Consider the following 22481-nt stretch of genomic DNA (forward strand, 5'->3'; position numbering starts at 1 on the left):
CTCCTTTAGTTTATGTTAGTTTATTTTGAATTGAATTTCTCTAATTCTGTTTCAGTCATTTGCTCTCGGCGAATAGATGCTCCAAGACTCCGTAGTTTATCCGTTATATTCTCGTATCCACGCTCTATATGTTCAATACCAGTAATTTCAGTTATTCCATTAGCCATTAAACCAGCAATAACAAGTGCCGCGCCAGCCCTTAGATCAGAAGCCTTGACTCGAGCTCCTTGCAGTTGAGAGGGTCCCGTAACAATTGCTGAACCGCCCTCTACTTTTACTTTTGCGTTCATTCTTCTTAATTCATCAATATGTTTCAAACGAGCCGTATAGATCGTATCCGTAACGATACTAGTTCCCTCTGCTCTAGTTAATAGTGTAGTAAATGGTTGTTGCAGGTCTGTTGGAAAACCTGGATAAACTAGCGTTTTGATATCTACACTCTTAAGGGATGGACTTCTAGTTATTACTAATTGTTCATCCCTCTGCTGAATGTTCACACCCATTTCTCGTAATTTTGCAAGTAACGATTCTAAATGTTCTGGGATAACATTATCGATAACTACATTATCCCCTTGTGCTGCTGCCAATATAGCATACGTACCAGCTTCTATTCGATCTGGAATAATCGTATGAGTACAGCCATGGAGTTTTTCAACACCTTCAATGCGTATGATGTCAGTGCCGACTCCTTTAATTTTTGCTCCCATATTTGTTAACAATGTCGCTACATCAATAATTTCTGGTTCTTTTGCAGCATTTTCAATGGTTGTTTTTCCTTTTGCTAATACTGCCGCAAGCATAATATTAATCGTTGCACCAACACTTACTACATCTAAGTATATTCTTGCACCTTTTAACTCATCAGCTTGTAAATAAATAGCGCCCTTTTCATTTGTTACTTTCGCTCCTAAGGCTTCAAAACCCTTTATATGTTGATCAATTGGTCTAGGTCCTAAATAGCATCCACCTGGAAGACCAATTGCTGCCCGCTTGAACTTCCCTAACATTGCACCCATAAAATAATAGGATGCCCGAAGCTTTTTCACTTTTCCGTTTGGAATTGGGATAGATACAATAGAAGAAGGATCAATGTGTACTTTTTGATTCGAGTCTCTTTTAATTTTCGCTCCGATATCTTCTAAAATCATAGTTAAAGTATTGACATCAGATATATCGGGAAGTCCATCTATTGTTACAGTGGAATCTGCGAGAATAGCTGCGGGTAATAAGGCAACAGCACTGTTCTTTGCACCATTTACCCTTACAGTTCCATTTAGGAGACGTCCTCCTTCAACGATTATTTTATCCATTTACAACCCTCTCTTTTTAAAAAACCAATTATTGATGTGCTACCTACTAAAAAATCGTTTAAAGATCTTTCACTTTATCCCAGTCAGATAGGAATTGCTCTATTCCTTTATCTGTGAGTGGATGTTTTACAAGTTGCGCCAACACATTATAAGGAATCGTTGCAATATGTGCGCCATTTAGAGCAGCCTCTGTCACATGTAGAGGATGTCTAATAGACGCTGCTATTATTTGTGAAGGAATATTGAACGTAGTAAAAATTTCAGAGATTGTTGCAATTAAATCCATTCCATTATGACCAATATCATCTAATCGCCCTAAAAAAGGTGATACATATGTAGCTCCAGCTCTTGCAGCTAATAAGGCTTGATTAGGATTAAAAATTAATGTAACATTCGTTTCAATTTTAAGATCACTTAATGCTTTAACTGCCTTTAACCCTTCTAGAGTCATTGGTATTTTCACTGTAATATTCGGTGCAATTGCAGCTAAGTCTTTTCCTTCCCTAATCATACCTTCTGCATCTTCAGAAATTACTTCAGCACTTACAGATTTGTCCGTAATGATGCTAGTTATTTCACGTAAACGATCATGAAAAGAAACACCTTCTTTGGCTACAAGAGTCGGGTTCGTTGTAACCCCTCCTAGTATTCCTAAATCATTAGCTGCACGAATTTCATCAATATTAGCTGTATCTATAAAAAATTTCATTTACATTTTATCCCCTTTCAAATAATCATACAGTTTGAGTAAAAAGGCGTTTGGTATATCACCTTACGCCTTTTGCGATGAACCAAACTCACGCATTTTACCAATTACTGTTTCTTTAATTGCTTCACGTCCTGGACCCAAGTATTTCCGCGGATCATAAACATCTGGGTCTGCCGCTAATACTTCACGAATCATTTTTGTTTGCATAATTTGGTTTTCAGTATTCACATTAATTTTTGCTGTTCCTAATGAAATAGCACGCTGAATATCTTTTAAAGGGATTCCGGTACCTCCATGCAATACAAGTGGAATGTCTGTAAGTTTCATCACTTCTTCCATCCGATCAAAACCTAAATTCGGTTCACCTTTATATGGTCCATGAACAGAACCTAAGGCTGGAGCAAAACAGTCTACATTCGTTTCTTTAACTAATTTTTCACATTCTGAAGGGATTGCATACATTGCTTCTGCTTCATCTACAACAAGATCATCTTCTTGTCCACCAATACGGCCAAGCTCTGCTTCCACAGAAACACCATGAATATGTGCAAGTTCAACAACTTTTTTTGTTAAAGCAATATTTTCTTCAAGTGGTAAATGGGAGCCGTCTATCATGACTGAAGTGAATCCAGCGTGAATTGCTTCAGCGCATTTTTCAAAACTTGAACCGTGATCGAGATGAATTGCTACTGGTACGGTTATTTTATATTCCTCCATTAAAGCTTTTACCATTGCAACTACTACTTTAAAGCCACCCATATATCTTCCTGCACCTTCAGAAACACCTAAAATGACAGGAGATTTTTCTTCTTCAGCAGCCTCTAAAATCGCTTGTGCATATTCAAGGTTATTTAAATTAAATTGACCTACTGCATAATGTTTTTCTTTTGCAATATTTAGCATCTCTTTCATTGAAACTAATGACATGTTTAAACGCTCCTTTAATTTATGTTTTGTCGTAGCTTATTATAAGAATACCAAGTCCAATATTATCATGCAACTTACAGTTTACACATATTGGCGTTCTTCATTGGTATTTAATAATCATTTGTCGTATTTTTCTTGAACGATTGCTTGAACAAATCCTTCTAAAAGTGGATGAGCTTTAGTTGGTCTTGATTTAAATTCAGGATGGTACTGACAAGCTACAAACCAAGGATGGTCTTTTAATTCAATTGCCTCTATAACGTCTTCCTCTTCACTTACTGCTGAGATGAGCAGACCATGTTCCACCAATTGTTTACGATAATCTTTATTTAATTTATAACGGTGTCTATGTCTCTCACCAACTGTTTCAGTTCCATTGTATGCTCGCTTCACTTTTGTATTTTCTGTTAAAACAACTGTACTGGAACCAAGTCTTAATTCATTATCTTCATTTTCTATTAATGTAACGAGCGGATGAGGAGTATTTGGATTGACTTCAATTGAATGCGCATCTTTTAGTCCAATAACATTCCGCGCAAACTCCACAGCAGCAAGTTGCATCCCTAAACAAACACCTAGAAATGGAATATTTTTCTCCCGAGCATACTGTATTGCTTCTATCTTACCATCAATTCCTCTTGTTCCAAAACCTCCGGGTACAACAATACCATCAACATGGGAGAGTTCTTCATGTATTGTTTCCTTATCCAAAGTTTCAGAATTAATCCAATGAACCGATATATCTGTATCAAACGTAAAGCCTGCATGTTTTAATGATTCGACAAGAGATAGGTATGCATCAGGCAGTTCCACGTATTTACCAACTAAACCAATTTCTACAGTCCGGGATAAGTGACGAACTTTTTGCACAAGTTTCTTCCACTCTGACATATCTGCTTCTCGCTGCTCAAGACCCAGATGATTGCAAACTAAATCATCTAAATTTTGCTCTTGAAGGGCAATTGGTACGTGATAAAGTGTATCGGCATCAAGCATTTCGATCACAGCTTCTTTTCTTGTATCACAAAATAGTGCAATTTTTTCTTTGTTTTCTTCACTAATAGCAAATTCAGATCGAAGTACAATAGCATCTGGCTGAATACCTAAAGAACGTAATTCCTTCACACTATGTTGTGTTGGCTTTGTCTTAATTTCTCCAGCCGCTTTGATATATGGAACAAGTGTACAATGAATATACATTACTTGGTCACGACCAATATCGCTCTTTATCTGTCTAATCGCTTCTAGAAATGGAAGTGACTCAATATCCCCAACTGTTCCTCCAATTTCCGTAATAACTACATCCGCTTTCGTTTCTTTTCCAGCTTTATAAACTTGGTCTTTAATCTCATTCGTAATATGCGGAATAACTTGAACTGTAGCTCCCTTATACTCTCCTGAACGTTCTTTTCGAATCACGCTTGAATAGACTTTTCCAGTCGTAATATTGCTGAATTTATTTAAATTAATATCAATAAAACGCTCGTAGTGTCCTAAATCCAAATCTGTTTCTGCCCCGTCCTCGGTTACAAAAACTTCTCCATGTTGGTATGGACTCATTGAACCTGGATCAACGTTTAAATATGGGTCAAACTTTTGTAGCGTTACCTTTAGCCCGCGATTTTTAAGCAAACGGCCAAGTGATGCAGCAGTAATACCTTTTCCGAGCGAAGAAACAACTCCACCAGTTACAAAAATATATTTTGCCAAATTAAGTACCCTCTTTCTTTTCATTAAATGTCTAAAATAATAAATGCGTTTCCCAGTCTTAGGGGAAACGCATTTCACGAGTTCAATTTATTCTTGTATAGCCCAATAAAAATTTTACTCATTATACTGGTAAATGTCAAGATATACTCTAATCAAATTATCATCAATATTTTACCAAATAAGTCTAATATTATTCCTCTTCTAATTCATCGTAATCCAAGTCATCGTAATCATCGAATAACTCTTCGTCCTCTTCAAGCTCCTCTTCATCTATTGCATCATCAAGTAAATCATCGTCAAGTTCTTCTTCTAAATCTCTTTTTCTAGATTCAGCCAATGATTTTTCGCTTGTTTGATCTACTGGATACCATCTTTTTAAGCCCCATAAATTCGAACCCAATGTTGTAAAACGGCCATCTACGTTTAAGTCTGTATAAAATCTTGCAAGTAGATCTTCTTTTTGTTGTTGAGTAAATCCTTTGTATTCAGCAACTTTTGAAAAGAGATCTAAAAAATTTAATTCTTTTTTCTCATCAGCCAAAATAATGTTGGCAAGTTCAATCATCGACATTTTTTGGATTTGCTCATCACTATATTTTTCTAACCCCACTGCAACGCACTTCCTTTACCTTAATATAAATATCGTTAAATAGCTCACTACAATAAACAATTAACAATTAATAAATTATCACTAATAATTTCGTAGTATAAACCATTCCTTAGATTATAATCAAGTGTCATGAAAATATGATATCTATTTCAAATTTTATGTCAAGAAAACATAGCAATTTTTTTATAAATTAAACTTCCGCAGCGTGAAATAGATAAATAAATTTTGAGAGTATTAAGAAGTTTAGAGATCCACTTCCTTAGTTAATTTTTTCGAGTAACTGATTGCTTGATAAAACAACTTTTTCCAAGGATTTTTCACTGTCACAATTAACGTAAACTGCGCAGGAACTTATTAAAAAGTTAAACGTATAACTCGCTATGAAAATACACTGCGCTTTCACCACAGGCATAAGAGCGACATCTGGGACTGCACAAGGTTCGTCCCATCAAAAACACCTGTTCAAGCTGCACTATCGTTTGCTTTTACAGTGTCTCCTTTACCGCAGGCACGGCGATCTGCTTCTGTAGCTTCTTGTTAACGTGAAGCTACAGGGATCCTCCGACGTACAGGATGTACTAGTGCAGACGTCGCCACAGGACGTGGCGTACTTAGTCTGCGCTCCCCTGTCGCTGTTCCTGCAGGAGTCTTCGTTTTTTCCTACGCTAGTATATAAATTTTATTCAATAATGAGAAAGCATAGTTGCTGTCGGTGTGTCAACAGTAGCCATCCAAGCGGAAGAAATATGTGGAGACCCTATGGGAGCATAGGCCTCGGTGAGACTACGAAGTGCGTAGCAAATAGGAGGCCGGGCAGCCGCCCTTGGAAAGCGGTACATATTTCCGCAGCGGTTAATCAGTTCATCCCCAAACTTAGTTACTGCGCAGTTTATTTCTTTTATGTAAAATAGCTTTATCGTAATAAGGTTGTCAAGTTAATGGCCGGGGGCAATTTCCAGTTAATCCAAGCATCTGTTTTGACTCGCTGAATTAATAATAAGAAAAGGAATGATTATAAAAAATCGTTGGAAAAGGCTCATTTCACGAGCCTTAATTATTTATCCAACGATTATATCTTTTATACTTTACTTATTTTCAACCAAGTTACAGTTGAATGGGACACACTTAATATTATTATTCGGATCATCGACTAACTTTACATATTTCTTCTATATTGTCCTCCGACATCGTATAATGCACTCGTTATTTGTCCCAAACTTGCAACTTTTACTGACTCCATTAACTCAGCAAAAATATTTCCACCCTCATTTGCGACGGTTTTCAAACGATTTAACGCTTCGTCTGTTACCTTTCGATTCGTATGTTGAAATTCTTTTAAATTTTTAATTTGATGCTCTTTTTCCTCTTTAGTCGCTCTCGCTAGCTCCATTTTATCAATTTCATCTTCTGATGGAGGATTTGGACTTAAGTATGTGTTAACGCCAATGATCGGTAATTCACCCGAATGTTTTTTACTCTCATAATAAAGAGACTCTTCTTGGATTTTGCCACGTTGATATTGTCTTTCCATTGCTCCGAGGACTCCTCCCCGATCATTCAGTCTTTCAAATTCAGTCAACACCGCTTCTTCCACTAAATCCGTTAATTCATTTACTATAAATGAACCTTGTAAAGAATTTTCGTTTTTCGTTAATCCAAATTCTTTATTTATTATCATTTGAATTGCGAGCGCACGTCTGACAGATTCCTCAGTTGGAGTTGTAATTGCTTCGTCATATGAATTTGTGTGCAAAGAGTTACAGTTATCCTGAATAGCAATTAATGCTTGTAATGTTGTACGGATGTCATTAAAATCAATTTCTTGTGCATGTAAAGATCTACCAGAAGTTTGAATATGGTATTTCAACTTTTGACTACGTTCATTTGCTCCATATCTTTCTTTCATCGTAATTGCCCATATTCTCCTAGCTACTCTTCCGATAACCGTATACTCAGGATCTAACCCATTTGAGAAGAAAAAAGACAAGTTTGGTGCAAAATCATCAATGTTCATTCCTCTACTCAAGTAGTACTCAACATACGTAAAGCCGTTCGCTAATGTTAATGCAAGTTGAGTAATAGGATTTGCTCCTGCTTCAGCGATATGATAGCCAGATATGGACACCGAATAATAATTACGTACATGATGATCAATGAAATATTGCTGAATGTCTCCCATCATCCTTAGAGCAAATTCAGTAGAAAAAATGCACGTATTTTGCCCTTGATCTTCTTTTAAAATATCTGCCTGGACGGTTCCTCTAACGACATGTAATGTTTTACGTTTTATTTCTTCCGCTTCATTATCTGTTGGTTTACGCCCGTTAACCTGTTCGAAGTTATCAATTTGTTGATCGATAGCTGCATTAAAATACATCGCTAGTATAATTGGTGCCGGTCCGTTAATTGTCATAGAGACAGAAGTCTGGGGGTCTATTAAGTCAAACCCAGCATAAAGTTTTTTCATATCTTCTAATGTACAAACACTTACACCACTTTCCCCAACTTTTCCATACACATCAGGTTCATATGATGGATCTTCCCCGTAAAGAGTAACAGAATCGAATGCTGTAGATAATCTTTTAGCCTCTTCTCCTTTTGAAACATAATGGAATCTTCGATTTGTTCGTTCAGGAGTACCTTCACCTGCAAACTGTCGCGTAGGGTCCTCACCTTCCCGCTTAAACGGAAAGACTCCTGCAGTGTACGGAAACTGTCCCGGTACATTTTCTTTCATTAGCCATGTTAGACGATCTCCCCAGTCTGAATAGTGAGGAAACGCAACTTTAGGAATTTTCAATCCGGATAACGATGTCGTTGTGAGTTGAATCGTTATTTCTTTATCACGTACTGGAAAAGTTAGCGTTTCTCCTTCATATGTTGCTTTCAATTTATCCCAACTGTAGAGGAGGCTTTTTTCTACACTTTCTAGCTTTTCTTTATATTGATCAAACGTTTGATCAATTGTTTTCTTCATTGACTCATCATCAATCAATTGCTTTACATTACTTAAATGATATAGCTTTCGAGCGATGTCACTTTGATTCTTAATATTATCGTGGTAGTCGCGAACAGTCTTACTAATTTCCCGTAAGTAATGTAATCTGTCATTTGGAATAATATTATTATGATTTGAAGGGATAAGATGACGTTCAAAAGGAACATCATTATCCCAGCCGTATTCTGCATTTATTTTATCGATGATAGCAGCAAATAATGCATTTGTACCTGGGTCATTAAATTGACTTGCAATCGTTGCAAAGACAGGGAATTTCGACTGTTCTTCATGAAATAACAGATGACTGCGTTCATACTGTTTACGTACTTGAGTCAAGGCATCTTCAGAACCCTTTTGCTCAAATTTATTAATTACTATAAAATCTGCAAAATCAATCATATCTATTTTTTCTAATTGGGTAGGCGCACCAAACTCACTTGTCATCACATACATCGAGAGATCAGTAATTTCAGTTATTTCCGCATCCCCTTGACCAATACCGCTCGTTTCAACAATTATGAAATCAAAATCTGAAGCTCTCAACACATCAATAATATCTTGGGTCGCTTTTGAAATTTCCGTTTTCGATCCTCGAGTAGCTAAAGAACGCATAAATACCCGATCAGAGAAAATAGCATTCATGCGAATTCGATCACCTAACAGCGCACCACCTGTTTTACGTTTTGTCGGATCGATAGAAATAATTGCGACTTTTTTATCTGTAATTTCGTTTAAAAACCTTCGAATAAGCTCATCTGTTAGAGAACTTTTTCCTGCTCCACCCGTCCCTGTAATGCCGAGAACCGGAATGTTTTTATCATTCTGCTGTTTTATATTTCCTAATACTGTTAACTTTTCCTTATTATCTTCTGATTCTCTTTCCATATAGGTTATCATTCGAGCAACCGCTTGATCATTTCCGTGATAAAATCTTTGTTCATCCTGTTGGAGGTCAATAGGCGGTAAAAAATCACTTATTTTGATCATCTCATTTATCATTCCCTGCAAGCCCATTTTCCTGCCGTCTTCAGGTGTAAAAATCCAACTTACTCCATAATTATGAAGCTCTTTCACCTCTCTAGGAATAATTGTTCCACCACCACCTCCGAATACTTTCACATGGCTAGCATTATTTTCTTTTAATAGATCAATAATATATTTAAAGTATTCTATATGCCCACCTTGATAAGAAGAAACAGCTATCGCCTGCACATCTTCTTGAATAGCCGCGGTGACAACCTCTTTCGCACTACGGTTATGTCCTAAATGAATCACTTCTACTCCACTTGCCTGCAACATTCGCCGCATGATATTAATAGAAGCATCATGCCCATCAAATAAGCTAGAAGCAGTCACCATACGAATGTGATGTTCCGGCTTATATACCTCTGGTTGGCTCATTTTTCCTTACCCCCACTTTCATAGATAGTTAATTTCATTGAGGTGCTTTTTCTCCCGGAGATTCATCTATACATAAGCTTTGTAAGATTAATGTAGTCTGCATTTCTATATATTTATCAATCGTAAACTGACGATGTAGCATCCAGCGTCGAAACCCCCACATATGTCCTTGAACAAAAATGTTATTTGCAATAAGTTCAATTTCCTCCTCAGATAACGTGTCAGAGACACATGTCATGATTGCTCGTTTAAGCATCAAGACCATTTCTCTTTCTTTTTGCAAAACAATTTCTTTTACATTCGTCTGTAAAGATTTCACTTCTTGGTACAAAATAATAACTTCTTCTTGCATCTCATCCATTAATCGATAATACGATTCAATAATATACACTAAGTTATCTATAGACGATTCTTTTGAATCAATTACCTTTTCAAGATGTTTATATACGTGGTCGTTTATTGCTTCGTATACTAAATAAAGCACATCTTCTTTGGTTCGGATATACTCATATAATGTTCCGATACTAAAGCCTGATTCTTTAGCAATCTCTCTAGTTGTCGTCCGGTGAAACCCTTTTTCTTTAAATAAAGTTAAGGCTCCGGAAATGATTTGATTTCGTCGTTTTTCAACAAGTGATGTATCTTTAATGGAAGAAAGAATCGGGTCAGATGTCATGTTAGTTTCCCCTTCCGGAATATTCTATTTTGTTACAGAACGGCCGATAACTAACCGTTGAATTTCATTCGTTCCTTCATATATTTGTGTTATTTTTGCATCTCGCATATATCGCTCTACAGGATAGTCTTTCGTATATCCATAGCCTCCAAAGACTTGAACTGCTTCCACCGTATGACGCATTGCTGCATCTCCTGCAAATAGCTTAGCCATTGCGGAAGCAGTTCCATATTCTAATCCTTCACTCTCCAAATAAGCCGCCTTATAGGTTAAGAGTCTTGCCGCTTCTGTTTCAGTTGCCATATCTGCTAATTTAAAAGAAATACCCTGATTGTGAGCAATCGGTTTACCAAACTGTTCCCGCTCTTTCGCATACGTAGTCGCCGCATCTAAAGCTCCTTGCGAAATGCCAACCGCCTGAGCAGCAATTCCACTTCTTCCACCGTCTAACGTTGTCATCGCAATTTTGAAGCCTTCTCCCTCGGCACCAAGTAAATTTTCTTTCGGTATCCGGCAATTTTCAAAAATCAACTCCGTAGTAGGGGATGAACGAATACCTAGCTTCTTCTCCTTCTTACCGAACGTAAATCCATCTGTACCTTTTTCGACAATAAATGCCGAAATTCCACGATGGTTTGCTTCTGTGTCTGTTTTAGCAAAAACAACATAAATATCAGCTACTCCGCCGTTCGTAATCCATACTTTACTCCCGTTTAATATATAATCATCACCATCTTTGGTAGCTGTCATTTTCATCGAAGCGACATCACTTCCAGCTCCCGGTTCTGATAATGCATATGCACCAAGTGCAGATCCTTCCGCCAAACGCTTTAAAAAATTCAGTTTTTGGTTTTCATTTCCATACTTATAAATCGGCCAACTTGCTAGGGATACATGTGCAGACAATGTTACACCAGTCGATGCACAGACCCGTGATAACTCCTCGACAGCAATCACGTAACTTACATAATCAGATCCAATCCCTCCATATTTTTCTGGCCATGGAATGCCTGTTAAGCCTAATTCAGCCATCTTATCAAATATTTCTCTATCGAAGCGCTCTTCCTCATCACGTTCTGCAGCTGTCGGTTCGACCTCGTTCAATGAAAAATCACGAACCATTTTGCGTAACATTCTTTGTTCATCTGTCAATTGGAAATCCATTTTATCTCTCCTACCTATCTTTTAGTAAATTTTTTGAAATAACCATTCGTTGAATTTCATTTGTCCCTTCGTAAATTTCAGTCACTTTCGCATCTCTAAAAAATCTTTCAACAGAGTAATCTTCCGTGTAGCCATATCCACCAAATAGTTGTACTGCTTCTATTGCCACTTTACGAGCTGTTTGCGCTGTAAAAAGCTTCGCCATCGATACCTCTTTGTTGCACATTTTATCTTTTTGTATTAAATGAGCAGCATGATACACTAACAACTTCGAAGCTTCTATTTCTGTAGCCATATCAGCCAATTTAAAAGCAACCCCTTGATGATGGGCAACAGGCTTTCCGAATTGCACTCGCTCTTTTGTATAGTTGAGAGCAGCTTCCATTGCAGCTTCAGCTATTCCTAGCGCTTGAGCAGCAATTCCAATTCTACCAACATTCAAATTTGCCATTGCTATTTTATAGCCTTCTCCTTCTTTTCCTAGCAATTGGTCTTTCCTCACTTTACATTGGTCAAAGTTTAGTGAAACAGTACTTGATCCATGGAGTCCCATTTTCTTTTCGCTTTTACCAACCGAAAAGCCTGGATTATCTTTTTCTATAATAAATGCACTTATCCCTTTAGATCCTACTGAATCTTGCGTTCTTGCAAATGTAATAAATGTATCTGCTTCTTTTCCATTCGTAATAAATAATTTTGATCCGTTTAAAATATAATGATCTTCTTGTAATGTTGCCCGCAGTTTAAGATTAGCTGCATCCGATCCTGCCTGCGGTTCTGTTAGGGCAAATGCTCCTAAATACTTTCCTGTAGCCAATTTAGGTAAGTAGCGATTCTTCTGTTCGTCATTTCCAAAATATAAAATTGGATTTGTACCAACTGATGTGTGTACAGATAATATGACACCTAAAGCTGCACTCACTTTAGAAATTTCATGAATTGCAATGATATAAGATGTCAAGTCTAGCCCGCTTCCTCCATACTGTTGGGGAATTGGGATGCCCATTAAGCCGAGTTCACCCATTTTTTTAATAATAGAAGCAGGGAAATTTCCTTTTTCCATTTCATTCACTTGAGGCTTTATCTCTTTCTCGGCAAAATCACGGACCATTTTTTGAATCATTAGCTGTTCTTCAGTAAAATGGATGTTCATACGGCACCCTCGCTTTCCGGATGAGAATATTTTTTTATGTGTACGTATAAAAGCCTTTTCCAGTCTTTTTCCCGTACCATCCTGCCTGTACATATTGCCTTAAAAGTGGACATGGTCTATATTTACTGTCCCCGAAACCTTCATATAGAACTTCCATAATATATAAACATGTATCTAACCCTATAAAATCTGCTAAGGTCAGTGGACCCATTGGGTGATTCATTCCTAACTTCATCACCGTATCAACATCTTCAGGGCTAGCCACCCCTTCATAAACTGTGTATATTGCTTCATTTATCATTGGCATTAATATTCTATTTGCGACAAACCCTGGGAAGTCATTCACAGTAACAGACGTTTTATTTAACTCCTTCGCTACACTCTCAATTTTTAGATACGTCTCTTCATCAGTTTGAATTGCACGGATTATTTCTACTAGTTTCATTACTGGAACTGGATTCATAAAATGCATACCAATTACTTTTCCAGGGCGATTGGTCACCGCTGCAATTTCGGTTATTGGTAAAGAAGACGTATTTGTTGCCAGGATCGTATGAGCTGCAACTACTTGATCTAATTGTTGAAATAGCTCTTTTTTAACATCAAGGTTTTCTATCACTGCTTCAATTACTAAATCCGCGTCATGAGCTCTTCCAATGTCTGTTGAGGTTGTTAATCGATTCAATGTCCCATCTTTTTCGATGTCGGTAATACGACCTTTTTCTACTGCACGTGTCAGTAAACGATGAATAGAATTTATACCACGTTCCACTATATCTTCATTAATATCGTGAAGAACAACATGATATCCCGACTGAGCACACACTTGGGCAATTCCAGAACCCATCTGTCCTGCTCCAACAACAACGATATTTCTTACATCCATTAAATAAACCTCCTCATTTTTAGTTATAAAGTCATCAAATTTTATCTCAATTTCAATAACAAACTACTGTTTAGGGACTTCGATTAAAATAGCATCTCCTTGACCGCCACCACTACAAATTGCTGCAATTCCTAATCCTCCACCACGACGTTTCAATTCATAGATTAGCGTCAAAACTATTCTAGCTCCACTCGCTCCAATTGGATGTCCTAATGCAATCGCTCCTCCATTTACATTAATTTTATCGGACTCCAATCCTGCAATTTTTGAACTTGCTAGCGCAACCGCTGCAAACGCCTCATTAATCTCATATAAGTCAATATCCTTTTTAGTTTTTCCTGTTTTATCTAACAATTTATCAATCACCAATCCAGGTGTTTGTGGAAAGTTTTTCGCTTCTACTGCTATTTCCGCATGCCCAATCACTGTTGCTAATGGTTTTTTTCCTAGTTCTTCAGCCTTCTTGTCAGACATTAAAACAAAAGCACATGCACCATCGTTTATTCCCGGTGCATTGCCTGCCGTAATGGTTCCATCACGATCAAATGCCGGACGTAACCCTGCCAGTTTTTCTAACGTTGTATCTTTACGAGGAGCTTCATCTTGGTCAACTACAATAGGATCTCCTTTTCTTTGTGGCACCTCGACTGGAATAATTTCTTCTCGAAACTTACCTTCTTCAACTGCTCGGATTGCTTTCTGATGACTATGAAAAGCCCATTCATCCTGAACTTCCCGGGATAACTCAAATTCATCCGCCGTATTGTTTCCATACGTACCCATATGAACACCTGTAAACGAACATGTTAAGCCATCATGTACCATCATATCTACAACTTTTTTATCTCCCATTCGATAGCCCCAACGTGCATCTGGCAGAATATAAGGAGCATTACTCATACTCTCCATTCCACCTGCCACGATAACATCTTCATCTCCTAAACGAATGATCTGATCAGCTAAAGTAAGACTACGTAGCCCTGACGCACATACTTTATTAATCGTTTCGGTTTTTACACTCCAAGGAATCCCTGCTTTTTGAGCGGCTTGGCGTGAAGGAATCTGCCCTTGCCCTCCCTGAAGTACATTACCCATAATAACCTCATCAATATTTTCGCCTTGCATATCCGCTCTTTCAATAGCTGCTTGAATTGCTCTCCCACCTAATTCTGATGCGGATAGCGCCTTCAAACCGCCTCCAAATCTTCCAAATGGTGTTCGCGCTCCTGATACAATCACTGTCTTTGACAATTGGAACAACTCCCTTACTAGATTTGAAATCACTTGTAAAAACTGTTAATTACTATTATATATGATAACGCTTTCTTTTGTCGAGCGAACGCTCAATCATTTTATCTATATTTATATTACTCTTTGTGACTATGTGATTTTATACATCTATCAGTAAAAATCAACTTATAATTAACTCATTCCGCTATGCTAAGTGGGCAGGGCTGACCAAATTTCCTACTATACTAAAGTAACTGGCCTCGACTGGTAAAGTAGCCAAAGATTTGTCCATGGTGTTTCCCACAAAGTGGCTCACATTTAAGATTGAATAATGGCCGTTAGTTCAATGAAAAAAAGGAGCCCACTAGGACTCCTTGGTTTTATTTAAGCTGTTTTTATTTTTTCTTCTGTGAATACGGATAATGCTAAAATTTCTGCGACATCCATTGTGCCGATATCCTGATCGACATCTTTCGCTTTTGTACCATCACTTAGCATCGTCAGACAGAATGGACATGCACTAGAGATTATTGTTGGATTAACTTCTAAAGCTTGTTCTGTCCGAGCGACATTAATTCGATTTCCTGTCGTTTCCTCTGTCCACATAAGCCCTCCGCCGGCTCCACAACACATTCCGTTATCGCGGGTACGTACCATTTCAACAAGTTCAAGACCAGGAATTGCTTTAAGGATTTCCCGAGGTGGATCATATACGCCGTTATATCGACCTAAATAACAGGAATCATGGTATGTTAATCGATGTTCTACCCGGCCTTTTGGTTCTAATTTCCCATCCATTACTAAGTCATATAACATTTGCGTGTGATGAATGACCTCCGCTTCAAAGCCAAGGTCTGGATATTCATTTTTAAAGATATTGTAGGCATGCGGATCGATCGTAACAATTTTAGTAACACCATTTTTTTCAAATTCCTTAATATTCTTCTCAGCGATTTCCTGAAATAAAAATTCATTTCCAATTCGGCGGGCGGTATCCCCTGAGTTCATTTCCCGATTTCCTAAAATCGCAAAGCTGACACCTGCTTGATTCATTAGCTTGGCAAACGCAATCGCAATCTTCTGGCTGCGGCTGTCATAAGCCCCCATCGAACTTACCCAATATAAATATTCAAATTCTTTCTTCTCTTTTTTCAACTCTTTTATCGTCGGGATGTACACATCTTCATCCAGTTCACGCCACTTAATTCTATCTTTTTTCGACAATCCCCATGGGTTCCCTTGTCTTTCAATGTTCATGACGGCACGCTGTGCTTCTGGATCCATTTTCCCTTCCGTCATAACTAAATATCTGCGCATATCAATGATTTGGCCTACATGCTCGTTCATCACTGGGCACGCATCTTCACAATTTCGGCATGTTGTACATCCAGCAAGCTCTTCTTCAGTGATGACATCGCCAATCATACTAATTTGATTCACCTCGGCAACTGCTTGCTCACGATCCATATGCGCATATTTATTCGGGCCTCTGTCACCAAAAGCATATGCCGGAACCCATGGAGCTTTTCCAGTGATCGCTGCACCTTTATCATTGAGGTGATCACGAAGTTTAATCATAATATCCATTGGTGATAACATTTTTCCGGTCGTTGCGGCAGGACAGACACTCGTACATCTTCCACACTCTACACAAGCATAAAAATCCATCATTTGCCTTTGGTCAAAATCTTCTACTTTTCCAACCCCGAATGAAATCTCTTCTTCATCCGTTTCTTCATCGAAATCAAAGTTAATTGTTTTTAATTTCCCTGGAACCCGCTTACTTAAAAATACGTTTACTGGTCCAGCTATTAAATGGGCATGCTTCGACTGTGGAATATACACTAAAAATGCCAAAATTGTAATCGTATGAATCCACCAAAAAACAAAGAATAATACCATTGCGGCAGTTGGACTTAACCAACCAAAGGCAAGTGCAATGATACTAGCGACCGGCTCTGTCCATGTAGCAGGTTCGCCTAACCAAATTTGAAGCATTGCGTTCCCGAATAATACGGAGAGCATTAACGTTCCGATAAAAAGAAGTACGATTCCCGCATAAAATCCTCGTTTTAAGCGGACGAGTTTTTCAATATAACGGCGGTAGAACGCCCACACAACAGCAACTAATATAGTGAGTGTAACGATCTCTTGAAAAAAAGTAAATCCTGGGTAAAACATACCGAATGGTAAGTGTTTTCCCGGCGCCAATCCTTTAATAAACATATCAATGGCGCCAAACTGTACAAGGATGAAACCGTAAAACATCATGACATGAATAATTCCGGATTTTTTATCTTTCATTAATTTTGATTGACCAAATACGATAACCCCGATATCACGAAGACGCTCTTTTAAAGCCAGATCAAACTCTGACTCCTTACCGAGTTTCATATAGGCTACTCTAGTAGACACTGCCTTTGCAAAAAGGAATATTCCATAAGCAGTAACAGCAATGAATGCAATCAAATTTACGAGCAAAAAAGTATCCACTTACGCTCCTCCTCTTCAATAATCAGTTATGTGATAACGTTTACACTTTCATTTTCCACTATCGATATAATCATTCCTCTACCATAAATAAGATGTTCTTATCTCTATCATAAAACATGAATGACCATTCAGTCAACTTTATTTTATAATCTTATACTTTTCAAATTGGTCCTTACTATATAAAATAATTTGGTCGCCATATACAATAGCTAGGCGACCAAACATTTTTACATTTTCTGTGGGGCACTAATTCCTAAAATTCGTAGAGCATTTGCGATTGTAATTTGAACTGCTTTCATCAGTGCAATTCGAGCTTTTGTTACTGCTTCATTTTGTTCGTCAATCACTTTTTCAGCATTATAAAAACTGTGTAAATAAGACGCTAAATCATATACATACTGAGTGACTCGATACGGCGCTTCCCTCTTTGCCGCTTCTGCAATCATTTGAGGAAATTCAGCTAAATGCTTTAATAAATCCATCTCTTTATCGGTAGTTAACAAGGAAACATCAAACTCTTTTTGAATGTTAAATCCTTTTTCCTCCGCCTGAACGAGCATTGTACAAATACGTGCATGGGCGTATTGAACATAGAAGACCGGATTTTCATTTGATTTAGAACGCGCTAAATCAATATCAAAGTCCAACTGAGAATCGCTCGAGCGCATCGTAAAGAAATAACGAACCGCATCTACACCTACGTCATCCATCAATTCTCTTAAAGCAACTGCTTTACCAGTCCGCTTACTCATTCTTACCTTTTCACCATTTTCAAATAAATTTACTAATTGAATAATATTGACACCAAATTTTTCGGTCGAATAACCTAATGCTTGAATTGCCGCACTCATCCGGTTTACATAGCCATGGTGGTCTGCTCCCCAAATATTGATAACTTTATCAAAACCTCGTTCTAATTTATCCTTATGGTAAGCAATATCTGGAGTTAAATACGTGTAACTACCATCTCGTTTGATTAGCACACGGTCCTTATCATCTCCGAAATCAGTCGAGCGGAACCAAGTAGCCCCTTCATCCTCATAGATATATCCTTTTTGATCTAACTGCTCCAATGTTTCTTTAATTTTATCATTTTTGTATAAAGACATTTCTGAGAACCAGTTGTCAAAATATACACCAAATGCATCTAAGTCTTGTTTAATTTTTCCTAATTCATATTGAAGACCATAATCACGGAAAAATGCTAATCTTTCCTCTCGATCTTTTTCTACCCATTCATCTTTATATTGTTCGGCTAATTGCTTACCGACTTCGATAATATCTTCTCCGTAATAGCCATCTTCTGGCATATCGCTTTCTTTACCCAATGCTTGAAAATAACGTGCTTCAATTGAAACTGCCAATTGATCAATTTGGTTTCCTGCATCATTTATATAATATTCCCGCTCCACGTCATATCCTGCCGTTTCGAAAACATTACATAAAACGTCACCAAATGCTGCTCCCCGTGCGTGACCTAAATGTAGATCGCCAGTAGGGTTAACAGATACAAATTCTACTTGCACACGTTTATTTTTACCAGCATCTGTTTTGCCGTAATTTTTTTCTTGGTCCAAAATTGTACCTATAACATTACTTAAAAAGTCTTGTTTCATAAAAAAATTAATAAATCCTGGTCCAGCTATTTCAATCGATTCAATATTAGCTTGTTCTGTGTTTATTTTTTCCACTATTTTTTCAGCAATTTTTCTAGGTGGCATTTTGGCAACTCTCGCTAATTGCATCGCAATATTTGCTGCAAAATCACCATGCGACTTTTCTTTCGGTTTTTCCAACACAATTGACGGAATTTGTGCTTCCTCCGCTAGATTCGCTTCTAATATTGCCGTGATAATTTCTTGTTTTACCTTTTCTTCCACTTCTACTAACGTGTTCATTCTTTGTTCTCCTCCATATAGGTCAGTGTTAGATGATGGTGTCGGATTTCTTCTTTATTCATCATGACATCGTATTGAATAATGACTTTTCCTTCTCCATCACGTAAAGGCTCTAGTAAAATCGATTCTGTCTGAATTTCCAATAAAAAGGAACCATAAGGGTGTCGATAGAGACATTCTGTTCGCTTTCCTTTCACGAACTGCTGGTTCATTGATATTTTTCCCGAGCGTTTAATATTAACTTTGTCTGATTTGATCGTGATTAACGTATCTACATTACCGAGATCATTCGACTTTTCTACAAACGAAATAACCTCCAGATGACCTTTTCGTATATACGTACCTGTTTGTTTAATAATTGATAGTTCTTTATTTCCTTGGTCTTCAATTACCGTTCGAAGTTCTATCGAAATATTTTTACTTTCCAGTTTCATTGGCGCTCCTTAAAGTTATATTGTATCCATATATTATAGCGATAATTATATCGATTTTCCATTAACATTCAATTGTCCGAAAAAGGTAATTTCCATTCCTTGTTTATTTTTATAATTTTTTTACCATAATGTACATAATTCAACAAAAAAAGAGGATGGCAATAATGAAACTACTACGGACACTGTTTAAGCTTATTATTTATTGCGGAATATTTCTTGCATTGGGGCTAGGAGCAACGCTGACTGCCAGTTACATTCTTGGTCCTCCAGACATATCAAATGAATATATTACAGTGTTATATGATCAAAATGGTAATAAAATTGGTAACACAGATAATTATCATAAACAAGTAGAGTTAGATGACATCTCTACCTATCTGATTGACGCAACCATCCTTGCTGAAGATAAGAATTTCTATGAGCATCATGGTTTTGATTACAGAGGAATTATGCGAGCAATTGTTAAAAATATCAGTTCATCCAGATTAAAAGAAGGGGCCAGCACTATAACTCAGCAATATGCCCGTAATTTATATTTAACACATGAAAAAACATGGGTTCGTAAAATCAAGGAAGCATTTTATACCATTCGATTAGAAATGTTTTATTCAAAAGATGAAATATTAACTGGGTATTTAAATTCTATTTATTATGGACATGGTGCCTATGGCATTGAAGCTGCAAGTAATGTATATTTTGATAAAAGTGCAAATGATTTAACGGTTGCTGAGTCTGCCATGCTAGCTGGTGTTCCCAAAGGTCCATCCTATTATTCCCCTTTTAATAATGAAAAAAATGCTTTCGAACGTCAGGAGTTTATTTTAACATTACTTCTAAGAGAAAATAGTATTGATCAAGCGACATATTATAATGCTAAACAAGAGAAGCTTGAATTTGATCAACCAAATATAACGAATAATACACTTGCCCCTTACTTCGAAGATCTCGTTATGAGAGAAGCAAGAGAAATATTAAGAGGAGAAGAAGAGACTATTTTAACAAGCGGTTATCACATATATACTACTTTGAATCAAGAGTTACAAAAACAATTTGAAAAAGAAGTCTCAACGTATTTCGATGAAAAGAGTGATTTGGACATTGGAGCAATTGCAATTAACCCTAAGGATGGAGCAATTATTAGTTTAGTAGGTGGAAAGAACTATCAAAATAGTCCATTTAACCGCGCAATTGATGCAAAAAGAATGGTTGGTTCCACATTTAAACCACTTCTATATTACGCTGCATTAGAAAACGGCTATACTCCAACAACAAAACTTCTAAGCGAACCAACCGCATTCGTAATTGGCGATAATGATGTATATAAACCTAGTAATTACAATGGATATTATGCATATGAACCTATTTCTTTAGCCCAAGCAATTGCGTTATCAGATAATATCTATGCAGTAAAAACAAATCTTTTTTTAAGTCCTGAAACGGTCGTGGGAACAACTAAAAAGTTTGGGATTAAAGGTGACTTACCTCCTGTTCCATCATTAGCACTCGGTAGTGCATCTATTTCCCTTTTGGAAATGGTACAAGCTTATGGAATGATTGCCAATGGTGGCAGTGAAATTAACAGCTATACGATTAATAAAATAGTAAATCAAAATGGAAAAGTAGTCTATGAAAGAGAAGAAGAAACAGGAAAACAAGCATTAGACAAAAATAAAGCCTTTATTCTAACTCACCTGATGCAAGGGATGTTCGATAGAAGATTAAATGGCTATATGGAGGTTACTGGATCTTCTATAATAGATAATCTGAGTCATCCTTATGCTGGTAAGTCTGGCACGACAGATTCTGATAGTTGGATGATCGGATATAGCCCCCTAGTAGTTACTGGTGTTTGGACCGGATATGACGACAATCAGCCAATGAAATTAATAAATGAAAAAGCTATTGCTAAAACAATATGGGCTGAAATGATGGAAGCTGCACATAAAGATAAAGAAGAAGTAAGTTTCACAGTTCCAGAAGGGGTTATTAAAAAAATAATCGATCCGGAAACAGGGATGTTGGCTACAAATGATTGTACAATTAAGCGAGCAACTTTTTTTGAAAAAGGGACAGAGCCTACTGAATATTGTAATGTACATCTTCCCTCAGAAGAACTATCGGAGGAAACTGGTCAAAAAGAAGGATTGTTAAAAAAGCTATTTGAATTATTGCGTTAATTTTTTAACAAATAAAGAAACCGACTCTTTTTTTAGAGTCGGTTTCTTTAGTGTCCTAGCAATACATGTTGTAGCCCATGTATATCTATCTTACAAAGGATACTCATAAAGTACAAGACTTTACTATTATAGACATTATTTGTCACAATCTGTTCACTTTTTAAAGCTATTTTTTAATTCATCGCTAGAACTTTTCCACATTTCTTCATCGAATTCTCTTAAAAAGTCACCTAACAGCTTTTTTGACTTCTCATCCATATGTTCAACTACAATTTTCCCTTTTAATGACTTTTCCATATGTGTAACATGTTCTGCCATTGATTTATAAGCGCGTTTATTCGGACGGTCAACGCGAAGTTCACTAGCTGCTACTCCCGCATAATATGGACCTTCTTCGCCTCTTTCTACTGTTACCCAAACTATCCAATATAATAAGCCGTCAGGCACTTCGTTTCGGTCTGAAAAATAACGTACACGGCGTTCTATTTCACTTCTTGCATGCATCGCATCCATATCGACATATGCTTTATTTTCATTTGGATCTACAATAACGGAGGACATGTTTTCTAAAGAAATAGAGCCCATCCCATAACCACCATGTCCATCTGTTGAATCATCTTTAATAATAGTAAACTGTTGTTTTTGTTTTTTATTATTATCCATACTGTCAAGGCTCCTCCTTTTTCATCTTTTCATCCATTGTAT

At 37.1% G+C, this 22481-nt stretch carries 16 protein-coding genes; 1 reads left to right on the forward strand and 15 read right to left on the reverse strand.

The window, feature by feature from the left end; all coding sequences use genetic code 11:
- Window positions 1-20: 20 nt before the first annotated feature.
- From SPD48_RS00945 to SPD48_RS01010, 14 genes are all read right to left on the reverse strand, one after another.
- A complete protein-coding gene (locus tag SPD48_RS00945; RefSeq protein WP_336256170.1) occupies window positions 21-1310 on the reverse strand; it encodes a UDP-N-acetylglucosamine 1-carboxyvinyltransferase in 1290 nt (429 codons plus the stop codon).
- Window positions 1311-1368: 58 nt separating this feature from the next.
- Window positions 1369-2019: a fructose-6-phosphate aldolase gene (gene fsa / locus SPD48_RS00950; RefSeq protein ID WP_336256171.1), complete on the reverse strand. Its 651-nt coding sequence runs from the start codon at window positions 2017-2019 to the stop codon at window positions 1369-1371.
- Between the two features lie 63 nt (window positions 2020-2082).
- Window positions 2083-2946 carry a class II fructose-1,6-bisphosphate aldolase gene (gene fba, locus SPD48_RS00955; protein ID WP_336256172.1) on the reverse strand — a complete coding sequence of 288 codons (864 nt, stop codon included), beginning with the start codon at window positions 2944-2946 and terminating at the stop codon, window positions 2083-2085.
- A gap of 117 nt (window positions 2947-3063) precedes the next feature.
- The gene (locus tag SPD48_RS00960; RefSeq protein ID WP_336256173.1) at window positions 3064-4656 is read right to left on the reverse strand and encodes a CTP synthase; all 1593 of its coding nucleotides are present in this window, start codon (window positions 4654-4656) and stop codon (window positions 3064-3066) included.
- A 190-nt stretch (window positions 4657-4846) separates the two neighbouring features.
- Entirely contained in the window at window positions 4847-5266 is a 420-nt protein-coding gene (rpoE, locus tag SPD48_RS00965; RefSeq protein ID WP_336256174.1) for a DNA-directed RNA polymerase subunit delta, read from the reverse strand.
- A 1156-nt stretch (window positions 5267-6422) separates the two neighbouring features.
- Complete coding sequence (gene icmF, locus SPD48_RS00970) at window positions 6423-9665, reverse strand: fused isobutyryl-CoA mutase/GTPase IcmF (protein ID WP_336256175.1); 3243 nt, start codon at window positions 9663-9665, stop codon at window positions 6423-6425.
- A gap of 34 nt (window positions 9666-9699) precedes the next feature.
- Window positions 9700-10341: a TetR/AcrR family transcriptional regulator gene (locus tag SPD48_RS00975; protein ID WP_336256176.1), complete on the reverse strand. Its 642-nt coding sequence runs from the start codon at window positions 10339-10341 to the stop codon at window positions 9700-9702.
- A gap of 24 nt (window positions 10342-10365) precedes the next feature.
- The gene (locus SPD48_RS00980; RefSeq protein ID WP_336256177.1) at window positions 10366-11505 is read right to left on the reverse strand and encodes an acyl-CoA dehydrogenase; all 1140 of its coding nucleotides are present in this window, start codon (window positions 11503-11505) and stop codon (window positions 10366-10368) included.
- Between the two features lie 10 nt (window positions 11506-11515).
- Window positions 11516-12658 (reverse strand): acyl-CoA dehydrogenase, encoded by a 1143-nt coding sequence (locus tag SPD48_RS00985; protein ID WP_336256178.1) that lies wholly within the window; start codon window positions 12656-12658, stop codon window positions 11516-11518.
- Between the two features lie 34 nt (window positions 12659-12692).
- Window positions 12693-13544: a 3-hydroxybutyryl-CoA dehydrogenase gene (locus tag SPD48_RS00990; protein ID WP_336256179.1), complete on the reverse strand. Its 852-nt coding sequence runs from the start codon at window positions 13542-13544 to the stop codon at window positions 12693-12695.
- 63 nt (window positions 13545-13607) lie between these two features.
- Entirely contained in the window at window positions 13608-14795 is a 1188-nt protein-coding gene (locus SPD48_RS00995) for an acetyl-CoA C-acetyltransferase (protein WP_336256180.1), read from the reverse strand.
- A gap of 363 nt (window positions 14796-15158) precedes the next feature.
- Window positions 15159-17267 carry a heterodisulfide reductase-related iron-sulfur binding cluster gene (locus SPD48_RS01000; RefSeq protein ID WP_336256181.1) on the reverse strand — a complete coding sequence of 703 codons (2109 nt, stop codon included), beginning with the start codon at window positions 17265-17267 and terminating at the stop codon, window positions 15159-15161.
- Window positions 17268-17494: 227 nt separating this feature from the next.
- Window positions 17495-19165, reverse strand: a complete 1671-nt coding sequence (gene argS, locus SPD48_RS01005) for an arginine--tRNA ligase (protein ID WP_336256182.1) — start codon at window positions 19163-19165, stop codon at window positions 17495-17497.
- Window positions 19162-19599 (reverse strand): DUF1934 domain-containing protein, encoded by a 438-nt coding sequence (locus SPD48_RS01010; RefSeq protein ID WP_336256183.1) that lies wholly within the window; start codon window positions 19597-19599, stop codon window positions 19162-19164. The genes argS and SPD48_RS01010 overlap by 4 nt, the downstream gene beginning before the upstream one ends.
- Window positions 19600-19763: 164 nt before the next feature.
- Between SPD48_RS01010 and SPD48_RS01015 the strand changes: the two genes are divergently transcribed.
- On the forward strand, window positions 19764-21776 hold the full coding sequence (locus SPD48_RS01015) for a transglycosylase domain-containing protein (RefSeq protein ID WP_336256184.1): 2013 nt from the start codon (window positions 19764-19766) through the stop codon (window positions 21774-21776).
- Window positions 21777-21929: 153 nt separating this feature from the next.
- On the opposite strand, the gene SPD48_RS01020 is transcribed toward SPD48_RS01015, so the two are convergent.
- Entirely contained in the window at window positions 21930-22439 is a 510-nt protein-coding gene (locus tag SPD48_RS01020) for a YwhD family protein (RefSeq protein WP_336256185.1), read from the reverse strand.
- Window positions 22440-22481: the final 42 nt, after the last annotated feature.

Origin of the sequence: Pseudogracilibacillus sp. SE30717A (assembly GCF_037071985.1) — a bacterium.
Lineage (GTDB): Bacteria > Bacillota > Bacilli > Bacillales > Amphibacillaceae > Pseudogracilibacillus.

Excerpts from the sequence above, each read along its gene's own strand:
- SPD48_RS00945 (WP_336256170.1), bottom strand. The coding sequence starts at position 1,310 with ATGGATAAAATAATCGTTGAAGGAGGACGTCTCCTAAATGGAACTGTA.
- fsa (WP_336256171.1), bottom strand. The coding sequence starts at position 2,019 with ATGAAATTTTTTATAGATACAGCTAATATTGATGAAATTCGTGCAGCT.
- fba (WP_336256172.1), bottom strand. The coding sequence starts at position 2,946 with ATGTCATTAGTTTCAATGAAAGAGATGCTAAATATTGCAAAAGAAAAA.
- icmF (WP_336256175.1), bottom strand. The coding sequence starts at position 9,665 with ATGAGCCAACCAGAGGTATATAAGCCGGAACATCACATTCGTATGGTG.
- SPD48_RS00975 (WP_336256176.1), bottom strand. The coding sequence starts at position 10,341 with ATGACATCTGACCCGATTCTTTCTTCCATTAAAGATACATCACTTGTT.
- SPD48_RS00980 (WP_336256177.1), bottom strand. The coding sequence starts at position 11,505 with ATGGATTTCCAATTGACAGATGAACAAAGAATGTTACGCAAAATGGTT.
- SPD48_RS00985 (WP_336256178.1), bottom strand. The coding sequence starts at position 12,658 with ATGAACATCCATTTTACTGAAGAACAGCTAATGATTCAAAAAATGGTC.
- SPD48_RS00990 (WP_336256179.1), bottom strand. The coding sequence starts at position 13,544 with ATGGATGTAAGAAATATCGTTGTTGTTGGAGCAGGACAGATGGGTTCT.
- argS (WP_336256182.1), bottom strand. The coding sequence starts at position 19,165 with ATGAACACGTTAGTAGAAGTGGAAGAAAAGGTAAAACAAGAAATTATC.
- SPD48_RS01010 (WP_336256183.1), bottom strand. The coding sequence starts at position 19,599 with ATGAAACTGGAAAGTAAAAATATTTCGATAGAACTTCGAACGGTAATT.
- SPD48_RS01015 (WP_336256184.1), top strand. The coding sequence starts at position 19,764 with ATGAAACTACTACGGACACTGTTTAAGCTTATTATTTATTGCGGAATA.
- SPD48_RS01020 (WP_336256185.1), bottom strand. The coding sequence starts at position 22,439 with ATGGATAATAATAAAAAACAAAAACAACAGTTTACTATTATTAAAGAT.